Origin of the sequence: Kitasatospora sp. NPDC086009, assembly GCF_044540385.1 — a bacterium.
Classification (GTDB): Bacteria; Actinomycetota; Actinomycetes; order Streptomycetales; family Streptomycetaceae; genus Kitasatospora.
In genome coordinates this window covers 13,033-28,867 of sequence record NZ_JBITSA010000020.1, presented here as the reverse complement: position 1 = coordinate 28,867, position 15,835 = coordinate 13,033, and the positions used below count along the sequence as shown (strand labels likewise).

At 70.9% G+C, this 15,835-nt stretch carries 13 protein-coding genes; 5 read left to right on the top strand and 8 right to left on the bottom strand.

The annotated features are described in order from the left end of the window. Positions 1–569 precede the first annotated feature (569 nt). The 3 genes from ACIF6L_RS32650 to ACIF6L_RS32640 form a co-directional block, all read right to left on the bottom strand. Entirely contained in the window at positions 570–1,880 is a 1,311-nt protein-coding gene (locus tag ACIF6L_RS32650; RefSeq protein ID WP_396491298.1) for a DUF3987 domain-containing protein, read from the bottom strand. 928 nt (positions 1,881–2,808) lie between these two features. Beyond that, positions 2,809–3,060, bottom strand: coding sequence for a helix-turn-helix domain-containing protein (locus ACIF6L_RS32645; RefSeq protein WP_396491299.1), 252 nt, complete (start codon positions 3,058–3,060; stop codon positions 2,809–2,811). Beyond that, the gene (locus ACIF6L_RS32640; RefSeq protein ID WP_396491300.1) at positions 3,057–3,503 is read right to left on the bottom strand and encodes a hypothetical protein; all 447 of its coding nucleotides are present in this window, start codon (positions 3,501–3,503) and stop codon (positions 3,057–3,059) included. The genes ACIF6L_RS32645 and ACIF6L_RS32640 overlap by 4 nt, the downstream gene beginning before the upstream one ends. A gap of 329 nt (positions 3,504–3,832) precedes the next feature. Here ACIF6L_RS32640 and ACIF6L_RS32635 point away from each other — a divergent pair, with 329 nt between their 5' ends. Beyond that, positions 3,833–4,960: an XRE family transcriptional regulator gene (locus ACIF6L_RS32635; protein WP_396491301.1), complete on the top strand. Its 1,128-nt coding sequence runs from the start codon at positions 3,833–3,835 to the stop codon at positions 4,958–4,960. Here the strand turns inward: ACIF6L_RS32635 and ACIF6L_RS32630 are convergent. Beyond that, on the bottom strand, positions 4,944–5,747 hold the full coding sequence (locus ACIF6L_RS32630) for a GntR family transcriptional regulator (protein WP_396491302.1): 804 nt from the start codon (positions 5,745–5,747) through the stop codon (positions 4,944–4,946). The genes ACIF6L_RS32635 and ACIF6L_RS32630 overlap by 17 nt on opposite strands. Positions 5,748–5,965: 218 nt before the next feature. Here ACIF6L_RS32630 and rlmN point away from each other — a divergent pair, with 218 nt between their 5' ends. Next, positions 5,966–7,066, top strand: a complete 1,101-nt coding sequence (rlmN, locus tag ACIF6L_RS32625) for a 23S rRNA (adenine(2503)-C(2))-methyltransferase RlmN (protein WP_329489784.1) — start codon at positions 5,966–5,968, stop codon at positions 7,064–7,066. 46 nt (positions 7,067–7,112) lie between these two features. Here the strand turns inward: rlmN and ACIF6L_RS32620 are convergent, their stop codons facing one another. The 4 genes from ACIF6L_RS32620 to ACIF6L_RS32605 form a co-directional block, all read right to left on the bottom strand. After that, on the bottom strand, positions 7,113–8,264 hold the full coding sequence (locus tag ACIF6L_RS32620) for a hypothetical protein (protein WP_396491303.1): 1,152 nt from the start codon (positions 8,262–8,264) through the stop codon (positions 7,113–7,115). A 27-nt stretch (positions 8,265–8,291) separates the two neighbouring features. After that, positions 8,292–9,086, bottom strand: coding sequence for an ABC transporter ATP-binding protein (locus ACIF6L_RS32615; protein ID WP_359807836.1), 795 nt, complete (start codon positions 9,084–9,086; stop codon positions 8,292–8,294). A gap of 212 nt (positions 9,087–9,298) precedes the next feature. After that, complete coding sequence (locus tag ACIF6L_RS32610; RefSeq protein ID WP_329489787.1) at positions 9,299–10,693, bottom strand: aspartate aminotransferase family protein; 1,395 nt, start codon at positions 10,691–10,693, stop codon at positions 9,299–9,301. Continuing rightward, positions 10,690–11,163 carry an Lrp/AsnC family transcriptional regulator gene (locus tag ACIF6L_RS32605; protein WP_030306695.1) on the bottom strand — a complete coding sequence of 158 codons (474 nt, stop codon included), beginning with the start codon at positions 11,161–11,163 and terminating at the stop codon, positions 10,690–10,692. The genes ACIF6L_RS32610 and ACIF6L_RS32605 overlap by 4 nt, the downstream gene beginning before the upstream one ends. 269 nt (positions 11,164–11,432) lie before the next feature. On the opposite strand from ACIF6L_RS32605, the gene ACIF6L_RS32600 reads away from it, so the two are divergent. The 3 genes from ACIF6L_RS32600 (at position 11,433) to ACIF6L_RS32590 (ending at position 15,811) form a co-directional block, all read left to right on the top strand. Then, positions 11,433–12,908 (top strand): gamma-aminobutyraldehyde dehydrogenase, encoded by a 1,476-nt coding sequence (locus ACIF6L_RS32600; RefSeq protein WP_352291673.1) that lies wholly within the window; start codon positions 11,433–11,435, stop codon positions 12,906–12,908. Positions 12,909–13,142: 234 nt separating this feature from the next. Then, positions 13,143–14,501, top strand: a complete 1,359-nt coding sequence (locus tag ACIF6L_RS32595) for an aspartate aminotransferase family protein (protein WP_329489789.1) — start codon at positions 13,143–13,145, stop codon at positions 14,499–14,501. A 140-nt stretch (positions 14,502–14,641) separates the two neighbouring features. Beyond that, a complete protein-coding gene (locus ACIF6L_RS32590; RefSeq protein ID WP_329489790.1) occupies positions 14,642–15,811 on the top strand; it encodes a spermidine/putrescine ABC transporter substrate-binding protein in 1,170 nt (389 codons plus the stop codon). Positions 15,812–15,835 lie beyond the last annotated feature (24 nt).

Sequence of the window (15,835 nt, the reverse complement as noted above, 5' to 3'; positions counted from 1 at the left end):
GCGGGTGGGGGAGTGCCTTTCCGGAGTGGGGGGTGGGTGGGGGGAGATTGCGAGCAGTCACCGGCCCTAGCGATCGGGGGCGGGGTGCCGGGGCGGGCTGTGGGCCGTTTCCGGGGCTCGGCGGGCGGGCGCGCTAGGCGCTAGGTGGCTGGTCGGAGCGGGTTTTGCTCGCTAGCGGGGTCGCTAGGTCTAGCGAGGGGGGATGCTAGGCCCGGTGGGCTGTGGACGGCGGCAGGGGCTTGGTGGGGAGCGTGCCCGGGGCGTCGTGGCGGCCAGTGGGGCGTCCGCTTTCCTGAACGGCGGGGCGGGGCGGGTGGCGGGTGTGCGGGGCATGGCGGTGGTCTCCGTTCGGGTCCGGGGGTGGTCCGGAAAGGCCGGAAAGGCCGTAAAGGGGTCTGAGCTGCGGTTTTGCGTGGCGGAAAGGTGTCCGGAAAGGTCCGGAAAGGGTCCGGGAGGTTCGGGGCCGGGGGTTCGCGGACCCCTTTCCGGACCTTTCCGGACCACTTTCCGCCAGCCGTTTCCGCAGGTCAGAGGGCTTTCCGGCCTTTCCGGCCTTTCCGGACCGCCTGTCAGTCGGGCGGGGCGTAGAGGTAGGTGGTCTGCTGGCGTCCGCCGGTGGAGAGCTGGGCGGCGGCGAAGCCGGGCAACTGCACCAGCCGGGCGGTGACGGCGGCGCGCTGGGTGGCGTTGAGCCGCTTCAGCAGGACCTGCACCTGGCTCTGCGTCATTCCGGCGGGCCCGGCGGTCTTCACCGCGTTGATCAGCTTGTCCAGGTGCGGGTCACCCGTGCTGGCGGCGGCGGTGGGGCCGAGGATGTGGGCGGCGCTGGCGCGGGCGTAGCGCACGAGCGCCCAGGCGGCGCGCAGGTGGGTCTCGCCGATGCGGTCGGTGTGGTCGAGCAGGGCGTAGACCATGGCGGCGCGCTTGGCGTAGGGGGCGGCGCGGGCGGTGAACTCGGCGATCGGTCCTTCGTCGGCCTCGTCGCCGCACAGGGCGGGGTAGATCTCCTCGCGCCAGAGCTGGGCGGCCTCGGGGGTGAGCCGGACTTCGCCGACGTGGCGGGCGTCGGTGAGGACGGTCTTCCACGCCGACGCGAGGTTGTCGATGAGCTGGTCGGGGGCGCCCTGGCCGTCGGGGTCGAGCAGGGTGCGGTGGACGAAGACGGGGAGGAACCGGTTGTAGGTGCCGCCGGCCATCTCGGCGTCCTGCATCTTGGCCCGCAGTTCACGGGGGGAGATGTGGCCGATGACGGCGATGTGCGGGGCGGTGGCGTGCAGCGCTTCCCGGTTCATCACGCCGAGGTCTTCGCCGTTCCAGGCCTGGCGCAGGATGCCGCTCAGGGACGAGCCCTCGCGCCGTCCCCGGGCCATGGTGACGCCGTACTCGGACTCCACCACCCACAGGCGCTTGTCGATGACGCCGGGGTCCTTGTCGCCGTCGCCGTCGCGCACCATCTCGATCAGGCCTTCGCCGGAGGAGAGGCCGGAGCGGGTGTTGGTGGCGATGAAGTCCGGGGCGGCGGCCTTCAGCAGGCGCCGGGCGGTGTTGGTGGCGGCGCCCTTGCGGCCGGCGGCGGTGGCGCCGACGGTGAGTGCCCAGATGAGGGCGGGGTGGCGGTCGTTGCCGATCCACATGAACGGCCCGGGGCCGATCGCGGCGCCTCCGGCGGACAGGAGGTTGACCAGGACGGCGACGGGGTCGGCCTCGGTGGTCGGGTCGAGGTCGCGGACGGTGTCGCCGACCCAGCCGCAGAACACTTCGGGGTCCGGGACGGGGCCCGGCCGGGTGGGGCGGTCGAGACCGGGGGCGGGGTCGTACATCGGGTTGGTGGGGGCCTGTGGTCGGCCGTCGGGGGTGGTGGGGAGGGTTTCGACAGACACGGGTTCTCCGGCGGTTCGCGGGTCGGTCAGGAGGTGCGGTCGGGTGGTCGGTCGACTGGTGGGTCTCGCATCGGTGGACTCCTCGGTCGGGGGGGCGGGGAAAGCGCTTCTCCACAGGGGGACCGGGCGGGCAGGTCGGGCGCCGTCGCCCCGCCCCGCCAAGGAGCAGCGCCTTTCAGAAGCGGTGGTGCCGCTCATCGGTCGGGTGCTCACCAGCGCGGAGCCCTCTTGCTGATCAGCGAGGGGGAGGGGCGGTCGGTGGTGAAGTGGCCACCCGGCCGTCGGGGGAGGAAGAGGAGCACCAGGGGCCCGGGGTGCTCCTCTTGCTGTGAGTCGCGCGGCGGGCCGGGTGGTCTCGTCGGTCGGGTACCGGCGGAGACCGGAACAGCGCTTCTCCGGCCTCCGGTGGTCGACGGTCGGCCGCGTGCTCACCGGCGCTCACCGGCCGCTCACCCGGGCCGTTTCAGGGGCACCGGTCCGAGCTTCAGCGACGCCCCGGGGCGTTTCACCTCCACCCGGTCGGAGGGGATGAACGCTTCAGGGACCGGCAGGCGCTCACCGGTGTTCACCGCTCCCGGCAGCCCGCCGTTTCAGGTCCACGGGCGCCCGTTTCAGTGGCAGGTGGTGGCGTTTCAGGGGCGCGGCAGTCGGCCCCGTTCTGACTGGTCACAGTCGCTCCTGCATGGTCGGGAGTCGGGTACCGGTCGGGTCGAGATGCCTGGTCAGGGGGCGACCGATGCCCGGGGGTAAAGGGCGGGAACGGCTTTCGGGAACGCGGGAACGGTCCCGTGAGTGGCCGTGAACGGTCGGGTGTTCACCGGGCCGGTCGGGTGCCTGAAGGCCGGCCGACTGTGGTTGAAACCGGGGCCGGTCGGACGGTCGGGTGAGCGCCCGTGAGCGTCGGTGAACGCTCACCCGAGTCGGGTGGTCAGCCGGTGAGCACGGCCCGTCCGACGGGGATGCCCTGGGCCCTGAGGTAGGCCCGGAACGCCTCGCGGTCGATGCGGTAGGTGCCCCGGCCGGTGCCGACCCGGTAGGACGGGAGCCGCCCGGACTTCGCCTCCCGGCGGGCGGTCTCCTCGGAGATACCGAGCGCCTGGGCGACCTGGGCGAGCCGGAGCGGTTCGTCCGAGCCGTACCCGGCCAGCTCCGCGAGCAGCTGCGTCTGGGACGCGTTCACAGGCGCACCGCACCCTGGTCGGCCAGCATCTCCGAGGAGGCCTGAGCGGCGGCGGGCGCCTCCGGAGAGGTGACGCCGAAGATGTGGGTAATGACGGTTCCGAGGCTCAGGGTGAAGGCGTGGAGGTTCGAGGCGCGGCGGCCGGTGTAGATGTCCATCGCCATGTCGGCGTAGTCCTCGGCCACGTCCAGGCCGGTCTGCGCCATGGTGAACCACAGGCACTCGATGACCTTGGACTCGTTGCCGGGCTCCAGGTCTTCGTGCATCAGCAGCGCGCTCGGGGTGAAGAGCAGGCGGCCCAGGATCTCCGCGAACGTCAGGTGCAGCGTCATCTGCACCGCCACGCGCGGGGCGGTCTCGTACTCGTCCTGGTCACCGAACACGCTCACCTGGGAGCGGACGGGGCCGACGGTCAGTGGCTGGGGGGCGAGCGAAGCGTGCATGATGGAACTCCCTTCATGGGGCGGGAGCGGCGGTCTTTCTTGGCGGATTGGGCGCCGCTCCCACTGCGTCTACCTGGACTTTTGTGGTCAGCCCCGTGGGGGCTGACCACCTCTCAACTGGTGCGCACCAGTAGTCTGGCAACTGGTGCGCACCAGTGTCAAGCACTTCTCTATCGGTCCGTCAGTTCCGGTCGCATCTCTATGAAACGGCGTAGGCCAACGACCCGGTAGCCAGCAGGGGTTAACCCAGTTTTGTTAACCCCCCATGCCGGACCGTTCGAGTGCGGCATGCTGTGGGCGAACGGCGTCACCACGGCAGGGGTGGGCACATGACGGAACGGCTACGGCAGGCTCGCAAGGATCGCGGTTGGTCTCAGGAGCGGCTGGTGCGCGAGATCGTTCGGTATGCCGAGAAGCGGCTTCTGGACGTGGCGTCACCGGCCAGCCTGAAGGTGTACATCTCGGAGTGGGAGAACGGCCGGCGGGCAGTGTCCGGCACCTACGCGGCCATCTTGCGGGCCCTTTTCGGGAAGACCGATGACGAGCTGTTCGGCGCTTCACCGTTGGCGCCGGCCGCCGCCGACGGCTACGACGAGCTGATCAGCCGCATTGACTCGGCACGGAACCTGAGCCTCGGCATGGTGGACACTCTGTTGAGCCAGACAGAGCTACTGCGGAGCGTCGATCGGCAGATGGGCGCAGCAGGGTTGGTCGACCAGATGCGGGCGCACCTCGATGCCCTCGAAGACGCTCTGACCTTTGCTGTTCTCCCGGACGCCAGACGCCCCGTGGCTACCGCCCTTGCGGGCGCCGCCACCCTCGCGGCATGGCAGGCGCTCGACGCGGGTGCGGTGGAGCGCGCATGGCGCCATTACGAGCTTGGAAAGAGGGCAGCGGCCGAAGCTGAGCAACCCATGTACCTGGCTCACGCTATGGCAGAGCAGGCCTATGTCCTGGCCGATGCTGGGCGTGCGGAGATGGCTGTGGACCTGGTGCGCGATGCTCAACGCACCGGAGGCAGCAAGGTGTCCCCGCGGCTTGCTGCCTGGCTGTTCGCAGCGGAGGCGGAGCTGTGTGCAAAGGCAGGCCTGTCGGACGACTGCCGTAGGGCGCTTGACCAAGCGGCGGCGGTACTGCCGGCCGGTGACGAAGCGCGGGACCCGGACATGCTGAGCATCTTCCTGAATGCCAACCACTTGGCACGGTGGCGCGGTAACGCGCTTGCCATGCTGGGCGAGGACGCTGCCTTGGCTGAGCTGTACGTGGCTCTTGACCGGATGGACCCGGCGTTCATGAGGGCAACGGCGGGATTGCGATGCGATCTGGCACAGGCTCACCTGGTACGAGGTGAGTACGGGCAGGCGCGAGAGCAACTGCAACAGGCCCGCCTCCTGGCGAACCGAACGGGTTCGGTTCGGCACAGGAGGCGGATTGAGGGTCTTACTGGGCGCCTGTAGGCCGGGGCGGGCGGTTGGCCAGCAGGTGGAGCAGCGCGACGAGCGTTCCCGACCCGAGCAGCTCGTCCCGAGCGATCAGGCCCGGTACCTCAGCAAGGGGGATCCACTCGATCCGCCCGGCTTCCTCGGCGTCGGTCGGCTCTCCGATCTTGGTGGCGCCCCTGGCCACGAAGATCTCGTGAGGGGAGTCCACCATGCCGACCATGGGCTGATAGGTGACGACGTGCTCGATCGAGTCGGGGCGCCAGCCCGTTTCCTCCTCGACTTCCCGCGCGGCGGCGGCGCTGGCCGCTTCGCCGGCGTCCACGATTCCGCCGGGAAGCTCCCACCCGAACCGGCCAGGGACGAAGCGGTAGCGCCAAAGCATGAGGACGCGGTCCTGGTCGTCCACCACGGCCGTGATGGCCACGTGCTGCAGCCGCACCACGTGGTGCTCGAAGCGCTCGACCCCAGGGGGCTCGACGTCCACGAGCGCGAGCTTCACCCACTCGTTGTCGTAGACCAGGCGTTCGCCGTGGATGCGCCACGGCTCCAGCTCGCCGTGCGGTGCCTTGACTGTCACATGCCCCTCCGGGCTGCCGGTGCTGACGAAGTAGCCGCTTCCATGCTGGGCGACCACTAGGCCCTCGGCGGCGAGTTTCGCCAAAACCAGCCGGACCGTCGTCCGGCCGACCCCGAGATCGGCAGACAGCGTGCGCTCGGATGGCAGCTTGGCGCCGCTGGCCAGCTCGCCGGAGGTAATCCACTCGCGGACGCTCTGCTCGATGAGGTCGGTCTTCTCGCCCACACACACTCCCTGGTGTTGACTGGTGCGAACCAGTCTAGGAATTCTATTGCAGAAGCAATAGGCAAGATCTGGACTGTGCAGCGGCTCGATGCGGCCGGGCTGGGCCGTCTGTGGGCCGTCCGGGGGCGGCCAGTGATGACAGATGGCGGCCAATGCTGACTCTCCCACCCCTTGTGCGGCAGGGGTCAGCTCTCGGCGTCTGCGACACTGGATGAACCATGCCTAAGCCCGGAGAACTCACCTTTGTCGCGCCGCGTGGCGCCAAGCCCCCGCGACACCTCGCCGACCTGAGCCCCGTCGAGCGCAAGGAGGCCGTCGCCGAGCTGGGCGAGCAGCCGTTCCGCGCCAAGCAGCTCTCGAACCACTACTTCGGCCGGATGTCGAACGACCCGGCGAGCTGGACGGACATCCCCGCCGCCAGCCGGGAGAAGCTCACCGAGAGCCTGCTGCCCGAGCTGATGTCGGTGGTCCGGCACGTGTCGTGCGACGACGACAACACCCGCAAGACGCTCTGGAAGCTGTTCGACGGCACGCTCGTCGAGTCGGTGCTGATGCGCTACCCGGACCGGGTCACCATGTGCATCAGCTCGCAGGCGGGCTGCGGCATGAACTGCCCGTTCTGCGCGACCGGCCAGGCCGGGCTGACGCGCAACCTCTCCACCGCCGAGATCGTCGAGCAGATCGCGGCCGGGATGCGCGCGCTCAAGGAGGGCGAGATCCCGGGCGGTGAGGCCCGCCTCTCCAACGTGGTCTTCATGGGCATGGGCGAGCCGCTGGCGAACTACAACCGCGTGCTGGCCTCGATCCGCCGGCTCACCGACCCGGCGCCGGACGGCTTCGGCCTCTCCCAGCGCGGCATCACCGTCTCCACCGTGGGCCTGGTGCCGGCGATGAACCGCCTCGCGGACGAGGGCCTCTCCTGCCGCCTCGCGCTGTCGCTGCACGCCCCGGACGACGAGCTGCGTGACGAGCTGGTGCCGGTCAACACCCGGTGGAAGGTCGCCGAGGTGCTGGACGCGGCGTGGAACTACGCGGAGAAGTCCGGTCGCCGGATCTCCATCGAGTACGCGCTGATCAAGGACATCAACGACCAGGCGTGGCGGGCGGACCTGCTCGGCCGGCTGATCAAGAACCATCGGGTGCACGTCAACCTGATCCCGCTGAACCCGACGCCGGGTTCCAAGTGGACGGCCTCCCGGCCCGAGGACGAGCGCGAGTTCGTCCGGCGGCTGCAGGCGCACGGCGTGCCCACCACCGTCCGTGACACCCGCGGCCAGGAGATCGACGGCGCCTGCGGCCAGCTCGCCGCGGCGGGCTGAGACACCGGGCCGGCCCCGCCGGGCCCGGCCCGGTGCGCGCGCCGGTTCAGCGCAGACCGGCGGCCGCCAGCGCGGCGGTCAGCCCGCCGGTGACCAGCAGCACGGTGCCGACCGCGAGGGTCCGCAGGGCCACCGCACCGAACAGCAACCGGGGCGGGGTGCCGATCCGCAGCAAGGCGTCGGCGACGTCCCGGCGGGCGGTGCGGAGCTCGGCCAGCCGGGACACCACGGCGGCCACCGCACAGCCCAGCACCAGACAGGCCTCGACGGCGGGCAGGGTGTCGGCGCTGCCGGGCACCCCGATCCAGTAGCGGATGGTGGTGAGTACCACCGCGACCGCCAGGGTGAGCACGGCCAGCGGCGGGCCGAGCCGGCGGGCCTGCGCGGTCAGCCCCCGTCCGGCGAGCAGCCGCAGGGGGGTCGGCCGGCCGACGGCGAGCAGCGTTCCGGTCCAGGACAGCAGCGGTCCGGTGAGCAGGGCGAGCCCGACGGCGCTCGCCGCCCAGCCGCCCAGCGCGGCGGTGCTGGTGGAGCCGAGCCCGGCCGGCAGGTGGATCGGGCGGCCGTCGGCGGCGGCGCCGGGACGCAGCGCGATGAGTTCCAGGGCGAGGCCGATCACGGCCAGTCCGACCGGCAGGGCGATCCGCAGGGGGCCGAAGCCGGTCGGTACGGGCTGCCGCCTGCCGGGCAGGGTCTCGGCGATCGGCACCGCGGTGGCCGCCGCGATCCCCGCGGTGAGCGGGACCAGGGCGATCAGCGTGACGGGCGCGGCGGCCGGCAGCGGAAGGCCCATGCCGACCTCGGGGGCGAGCGAGGGCCCGGCGATGTCGTTGCGCAGGACCAGGAAGAGCAGCAGGGTCAGCGCGGAGCCGAGGGTGCAGGCGAGCGCGATCTCGCCGGCGATCAGGGTCCGGATCCGGGCGGAGCCGGCGCCGGCCGCGGTGAGGCCGGTGATCCGTTCGGGGCGCCGGGCCGGTACCGCGCGGGCGGCCACGGCGGCGAACCAGGCGACCGCGGCGAGCGGGGGCAGGCACCAGAGCAGCCGGGCGACGGCGTCGGCGCCGCCCGCCGGGTCGCTCATCGCCCGGCCGAGGGCGCGCAGCAGGAACGCGGCGACGACCGCGCCGGCCAGCGCGGTGAGCAGCCAGCGGCCGAGGTCGGGCACCCGGTAGCCCCGGGCCAGACGGAGATAGAACACGTCGACTCTTTCAGCGGCGGGGCGGCGTCATCGGCGCGTGGCCGACACGGTGGACGCTCCGGTGGCTCCCGGCGCGGCGGCGGTTCCGGCGGTTCCGGCGATTCCGGCCGGTCCGGGGGTGCCGCGCGGGACGGGGGCGGCGGGGGCGGCCAGCCGTCCGTCGACGAGCGCGACGGCGCGGTCCGCGTACCGGACGAGCTCGGGGTCGTGGGTGGCCAGGACGAGGGTGAGCTGGTGCGAGCGGGCCGCGCTGGTCAGTATCCGCAGGATCTGGTCGGCGGCCTCGCGGTGCAGCGGCGCGGTCGGGTCGTCGGCGAAGACGACCGGGGGCAGCGGGGCGAGCGCGCGGGCGACGGCGATCCGCTGGCGCTGGCTCTGGATCAGCCGGTCGGGCCGCAGTCGGGCGATGTCGCCGATGTCGAGCCGCTCCAGCCACTCGGTGGCGGCGGTGTACGCGGCCTTGTTGCCGGCGCCGGCCAGCAGCAGGGGCAGGGCGACGTTCTCCCGGGCGGTCAGCTCGGGCACCAGGTGCGGTTCGGAGCCGACGAAGCCGAAGCGGTCGCGGCGCAGCCGTTCGCGGCCGGCCCGGCCGAGGGTGTGGACGGGGGCGCTGTTGAACCAGACCTCCCCCTCGTCGACCGGGATGAGGGCGGAGAGACAGCCGAGCAGGGTGCTCTTGCCGGAGCCGCGCGGGCCGGTGACCGCCAGCACCTCGCCGTCCCGGACGCCGAGCGAGATGCCGCGCAGGGCGGGGGTGCCGTGATGGGACTTGACGATCCCCCGGGCCCACAGCACGTCGTTGTCAGGCGGGGCCGCTGACATGAGGTTCCATCCTGGGTGGCCGCAGGGATATGACAGTCGTCAGATTAGAACGACCGGGGCCCGGCGCGGTGGCGGCGCACTGGCCCATCAGGGGCAAATCACCCGGAAACAGGCGTGTTTGGTCCGAGAGATCGTCCGGGAAACGCCGCAGGGCGGTCCCGCGGGGAGCGGGACCGCCCTGCGGCGGAGGGTGGGGAAGGAAGATCAGGTCGTCAGATCTTGGCCCACGCGTCGGTGAGGCTGGTCCGCAGGATCTGCTCGATCTCGTCGAAGGTCGACTGGTCGGAGATCAGCGGCGGGGCCAGCTGGACGACCGGGTCGCCACGGTCGTCGGCGCGGCAGTACAGGCCGTTGTCGAAGAGCGCCTTCGACAGGAAGCCGTAGAGCACGCGCTCGACCTCGTCGTCGTTGAACGACTCCTTGGTGACCTTGTCCTTCACGAGCTCGATGCCGTAGAAGTACCCGTTGCCGCGGACGTCGCCGACGATCGGCAGGTCGCGCAGCTTGTTCAGGGTGCCGAGGAAGTTCGCCTCGTTGTCCAGCACGTGCTGGTTCAGGCCCTCGCGCTCGAAGATGTCGAGGTTGGCGAGCGCCACCGCGGAGGAGACCGGGTGGCCACCGAAGGTGTAGCCGTGCAGGAAGGTGTTGTCACCCTTGTAGAACGGCTCGGCCAGGCGGTCCGAGATGATCGTGGCGCCGATCGGGGAGTAGCCCGAGGTCATGCCCTTGGCGCAGGTGATCATGTCGGGCTGGTAGCCGAACTTGTCGGCGCCGAACATGGTGCCCAGGCGGCCGAAGGCGCAGATGACCTCGTCCGAGACCAGCAGCACGTCGTGGCGGTCGCAGATCTCGCGCAGGCGCTGGAAGTACCCGGGCGGCGGCGGGAAGCAGCCACCGGCGTTCTGCACCGGCTCGACGAAGACGGCGGCGACGGTCTCGGCACCCTCGTTGAGGATCGCCACCTCGATCTCGTCGGCGCACCAGCGGCCGTAGGCCTCGGGGTCGACGGTGCCGTCCGGGCCTTCGAGGAAGGCCGGGGCACGGTAGATGTTGGTGTTCGGGGCCTTGTGGGTGCCCGGCACCAGCGGCTCGAACGGGGCCTTCAGGCCCGGCAGGCCGGTGATCGACAGGGCGCCCTGCGGGGTGCCGTGGTAGGCGACCGCACGCGAGATGACCTTGTACTTGGTGGGCTTGCCGGTCAGCTTGAAGTACTGCTTGGCCAGCTTCCACGCGGTCTCGACGGCCTCGCCGCCACCGGTGGAGAAGAACACCTTGTTCAGGTCGCCCGGGGCGTAGTTGGCCAGGCGCTCGGCCAGCTCGACGGCCTTCGGGTGGGCGTAGCTCCACACCGGGAAGAAGGCGAGCTCCTTGGCCTGCTTGGCAGCGGCCTCGGCGAGCTCGACGCGGCCGTGGCCGGCCTGCACCACGAACAGGCCGGAGAGGCCGTCGATGTACTTCCGGCCCTTGTCGTCCCAGATGTAGGTGCCCTCGCCCCTGGCGATCGTCGGCACGGGGGAGTTCTCGTACGACGACATGCGGGTGAAGTGCATCCACAGGTGGTCGTAGGCGGTCTTGGAAAGGTCCTTCTGCGCCGGGTCGGCTGTCATCGGGTGCCCCAGGTGTAGGTCTGTTTCCGGAGCTTCAGGTAAACGAAGCTCTCGGTGCTCCGCACGCCGGGAAGCGCGCGGATGCGCTTGTTGATCATTTCGAGCAGGTGCTCGTCGTCCTCGCAGACCAGCTCGGCCAGGAGATCGAACGAGCCTGCGGTGCAGACGACGTAGTCGACCTCGTCGAGGGCGGCCAACGCGTCGGCGACGGGCTCGATGTCGCCCTCGACCCGGATCCCGACCATCGCCTGGCGGGTGAAGCCGACGGTGAGCGGGTCCGTGACGGCGACGATCTGCATCACGCCTTGGTCGAGCAGCTTCTGGACGCGTTGCCGTACGGCTGCCTCGGACAGGCCGACGGCCTTGCCGATGGCGGCGTACGGGCGGCGCCCGTCCTCCTGGAGCTGCTCGATGATCGCCTTGGAGGCGGCGTCGAGGGGAACGCTGGCGTTCCGGTCGCGGTTGGCCACGCCGCCACTGTGCCTGATCGGCCCTCTGATCGCAAGCGCGGGATCTGCTGATTTCGTCGTGATCTTGGAAATCATGTACGGATTTCATTGCCGTGTCGAAGTTGTCCTGTCGATACCGGCTGTCGTACGGCTACCCTGGTCCGGTACGCGCGCGGCTTCGCAGCGCAGCGCGCGTTCCCCCGAACAGTGGACCGCGCCGCGCCCGGCGCGGCCACTCGGCGCCCTTCGCCCGGCGGACCCGCCGACGTACCATGGCGCCGGAATCTGCAATGCCGCAGGCCCAGACCGAGGAGAGACCCGTGAGCGACCTTCGCACGCTGCGCAACTACATCAACGGTGAGTTCGTCGATGCGGCGGACGGCCGCACGCTCGACATCGTGGACCCCACCACCGGCGAGGTCTACGCGACGTCCCCGCTGTCCGGCGCCGCCGATGTCGACGCCGCGATGGCCTCCGCCGACGCCGCTTTCCCGGTCTGGCGCGACGCCACCCCGAGCACCCGCCAGAAGCTGCTCCTCAAGATCGCCGACGCGGTCGAGTCCCGTGCCGACGAGATCGTGGACGCCGAGGTCCGCAACACCGGCAAGCCCCGCGCGCTGACCCTCTCCGAGGAGATCGGCCCGATGGTGGACCAGATCCGCTTCTTCGCCGGCGCCGCCCGCCTGCTGGAGGGCAAGGCCGCGGGCGAGTACATGGACGGGATGACCTCGATCGTCCGCCGCGAGCCGGTCGGCGTCTGCGCCCAGGTCGCGCCGTGGAACTACCCGATGATGATGGCCGTCTGGAAGTTCGCCCCGGCCATCGCCGCGGGCAACACCGTGGTGCTGAAGCCGTCGGACACCACCCCGGCCTCCACCGTGCTGCTGGCCGAGATCATCGGCGGCATCCTCAAGGACATGGAGCTGCCGGCCGGCGTCTTCAATGTGATCTGCGGCGACCGCGAGACCGGCCAGGCCATGGTCGAGCACCCCACCCCGGCGATGGCCTCCATCACCGGCTCGGTGCGCGCCGGCATCTCGGTCGCCGAGTCGGCGGCCAAGGACGTCAAGCGCGTCCACCTGGAGCTGGGCGGCAAGGCCCCGGTCGTGGTCTTCGAGGACGCGGACATCGCCGAGGCCGTCGAGGGCATCTCGGTCGCCGGCTTCTTCAACGCCGGCCAGGACTGTACGGCCGCCACCCGCGTGCTGGTGCACGAGTCGATCCACGACGCCTTCGTCGAGGCGCTGGCCAAGGCCGCGGCCGAGACCAAGACCGGTGGAGTGGACGACGAGGACGTGCTGTACGGCCCGCTGAACAACGCCAACCAGCTGAAGCAGGTCACCGGCTTCATCGACCGCCTGCCGACGCACGCCAAGGTCGAGGCCGGCGGCCACCGGGTCGGCGACAAGGGCTACTTCTACGCCCCGACCGTCGTCTCCGGGCTGAACCAGGACGACGAGATCATCCAGAACGAGGTCTTCGGCCCGGTCATCACCGTGCAGAAGTTCTCCGACGAGGACCAGGCGGTCGGCTACGCCAACGGCGTCGAGTACGCGCTGGCCTCCTCGGTCTGGACCAAGGACCACGCCCGCGCCATGCGGATGTCTCGCCGCCTGGACTTCGGCTGCGTCTGGATCAACACCCACATCCCGCTGGTCGCCGAGATGCCGCACGGCGGCTTCAAGAAGTCGGGCTACGGCAAGGACCTCTCCTCCTACGGGTTCGAGGACTACACCCGGGTGAAGCACGTCATGACTGCGATCTAGCAGGTCGTGACCATTGGGCGGGGTATGACTGCGATCTAGCAGGTCGTGACCGTCGGGCGGGGTATGACTGCGATCTAGTCGGTTCACTGCGATCCAGTCGCGGTCACGGGTCTGGCGAAGGGCCCGGGTCGGGAACGGCCCGGGCCCTCCGCCTTGCCATCCTGTCGGCCGTTCGGGTGACCGCCTGACAGGATGAACCTGCACTTCGGCACCGCGACTCCCTAGCCTTGCCGCATGAGCATCCCCACCGCTGACTCAGCTGCCGGCCAGGCCGTCAAGGCCGCCGACCGCGCGCACGTCTTCCACTCGTGGTCCGCCCAGGCGCTGATCGACCCCCTCGCGGTGGCCGGCGCCGAGGGCTCGTACTTCTGGGACTACGACGGCAACCGCTACCTCGACTTCTCCTCGCAGCTGGTGAACACCAACATCGGGCACCAGCACCCGAAGGTGGTCGCCGCGATCCAGGAGCAGGCCGCGAAGCTCTGCACCATCGCCCCCGGCTTCGCCGTCGAGTCGCGCAGCGAGGCCGCCCGGCTGATCGCCGAGCGCACCCCCGGGGACCTCGACAAGATCTTCTTCACCAACGGCGGCGCCGAGGCCAACGAGAACGCCATCCGGCTGGCCCGGCTGCACACCGGGCGGCAGAAGGTCATGGCGACCTACCGCTCATACCACGGCGCCACCGCCAACGCGATCGCCCTCACCGGCGACCCGCGCCGCTGGGCCAACGAGACCGGCGTCTCCGGTGTCGTGCACTTCTGGGGCCCGTACGCCTACCGCTCCAACTTCCACGCCGAGAACGAGGCGCAGGAGTGCGAGCGCGCGCTGGAGCACCTGGAGCAGGTGATCGCGTTCGAGGGCCCGGGCACGGTCGCGGCGATCATCCTGGAGACCGTGGTCGGCACCGCCGGCATCCTGATCCCGCCGCCGGGCTACCTGGCCGGGGTGCGCGAGATCTGCGACCGCTACGGCATCGTCCTCATCCTGGACGAGGTGATGGCCGGCTTCGGCCGCACCGGCGCCTGGTTCGCCGCCGACCACTGGGGCGTCACCCCGGACCTGCTGACCTTCGCCAAGGGCGTCAACTCCGGGTACGTCCCGCTCGGCGGGGTGGCGATCAGCGCGGAGATCGCCGCGACCTTCGCCGAGCGGCCGTTCCCCGGCGGGCTCACCTACTCGGGCCACCCGCTGGCCTGCGCCTCGGCCGTCGCCACCATCAACACGATGGCGGAGGAGGGCATCGTCGAGAACGCCGCACGGATCGGCGAGGACGTGATCGGCCCCGGTCTGCGCGAGCTGGCCGAGCGGCACCCCTCGATCGGCGAGGTCCGCGGCCTCGGCGTGTTCTGGGCGCTGGACCTGGTCAAGGACCGCGCCACCCGCGAGCCGCTGGTGCCGTACAACGCGGCCGGCCCCGCCAACGCGCCGATGGCCGAGCTGGCCGCCGCCTGCAAGAAGCGCGGGCTCTGGCCGTTCGTCAACATGAACCGCTTCCACGTCGTCCCGCCGTGCACCGTCACGGAGGAGGAGGCCAAGGCCGGTCTCGCCGTGCTCGACGAGGTGTTGTCGCTGACCGACGAGCACACCGTCTGACCGGCGGACCGTCCGACCAGTAGGCAGTCCGACCAGCACACAGTCCGGCGTGCACGTGGCCCGACGACGTATCAGACCCGACAGGACGGCCCCGGGTGCCCGCGTGCGCCCGGGGCCGTCCCACGCCCCGGAGGCCCACCTTGTCCCGCACCACCCTCACCCGCCGCGGCGTGCTCGGCACCGCCGGGCTGATCGGCGCCGGCGCCCTGACCGGCTGCGGCATCCCGTCCGCCTACGTGGCCGAGGACCACCGCTCCGCGCCCGACCGCTCGGGGAGCGAGAAGCGGCTGGCGTTCTCCAACTGGACGCAGTACATCGACGTCGACGACGACGGCAACCGGCCGACCCTGGACGCCTTCACCGAGCGGACCGGGATCAAGGTCACCTACACCGAGGACATCAACGACAACGACGAGTTCTTCGGGAAGATCGGCCCGGTCCTCACCCAGGGCAGCGACCCCGGCCGGGATCTCATGGTGGTCAGCGACTGGATGGCCGGGCGGTACGTCTCGCTCGGCTGGGTACAGGCGATGGACCGCGCCAACCTGCCCAACGTCACCGCCCAGCTCGATCCGCAGCTGGCGAACCCGGCCTTCGACCCCGGGCGCCGGCGCAGCGTGCCGTGGCAGTCCGGGATCACCGGCATCGCCTACAACCGCAAGGAGCTGGGCCGCGAAATCAGGTCGACCGCCGACCTCTGGGCCCCCGACCTCAAGGGCCGGGTCACCCTGTTCGCCGGGCTGGACGAGGCGCTCGGCCTGCTGATGCTCGGGTACGGCGCCGACATCGGGGCCTTCACCGAGGACGACGCGCACCGGGCGATGGACCTGGTCCAGAAGATGGTCGACGGCCGGCACATCCGCCGCTTCACCGGCAACGACTACACCAGCGACCTGGCCTCGGGGGCCGCGCTGGCCTGCCAGGCCTACTCCGGTGACGCCGTCCAGCTCACCGCCGAGAACCCGGACATCGCCTTCGTGGTGCCCGAGGAGGGCGGCGAGCTCTGGGCGGAGAGCCTGCTGATACCCAACCGGGCCGACCACAAGACCAACGCCGAGCTGCTCATCGACCACTACTACCGACCCGAGGTGGCCGCCGAGCTGGCCGCCGCCGTGCAGTACATCTGCCCGGTGCCGGCCGCCCGCGAGGTGCTGGCGGACAGCGGGGACAAGGAGAAGGCCGAGCTGGCGGAGCACCCGCTGCTGTTCCCGACCGACGAGATGCGGGCACGGCTGCACACCATGCGCGACGTCACCTCGGCCGAGCGTCCAGGCCTGCACAAGGTCTGGGGCCGCATCACCGGGGTCTAGCCGCAGGGGGCCGGCCGAGGGGGC

Coding starts and splice junctions, on each gene's coding strand:
- ACIF6L_RS32640 (WP_396491300.1), bottom strand. CDS start 3,503: ATGCACGCTTCGCTCGCCCCCCAGCCACTGACCGTCGGCCCCGTCCGC.
- ACIF6L_RS32635 (WP_396491301.1), top strand. CDS start 3,833: ATGACGGAACGGCTACGGCAGGCTCGCAAGGATCGCGGTTGGTCTCAG.
- rlmN (WP_329489784.1), top strand. CDS start 5,966: ATGCCTAAGCCCGGAGAACTCACCTTTGTCGCGCCGCGTGGCGCCAAG.
- ACIF6L_RS32615 (WP_359807836.1), bottom strand. CDS start 9,086: ATGTCAGCGGCCCCGCCTGACAACGACGTGCTGTGGGCCCGGGGGATC.
- ACIF6L_RS32610 (WP_329489787.1), bottom strand. CDS start 10,693: ATGACAGCCGACCCGGCGCAGAAGGACCTTTCCAAGACCGCCTACGAC.
- ACIF6L_RS32600 (WP_352291673.1), top strand. CDS start 11,433: ATGCCGCAGGCCCAGACCGAGGAGAGACCCGTGAGCGACCTTCGCACG.
- ACIF6L_RS32595 (WP_329489789.1), top strand. CDS start 13,143: ATGAGCATCCCCACCGCTGACTCAGCTGCCGGCCAGGCCGTCAAGGCC.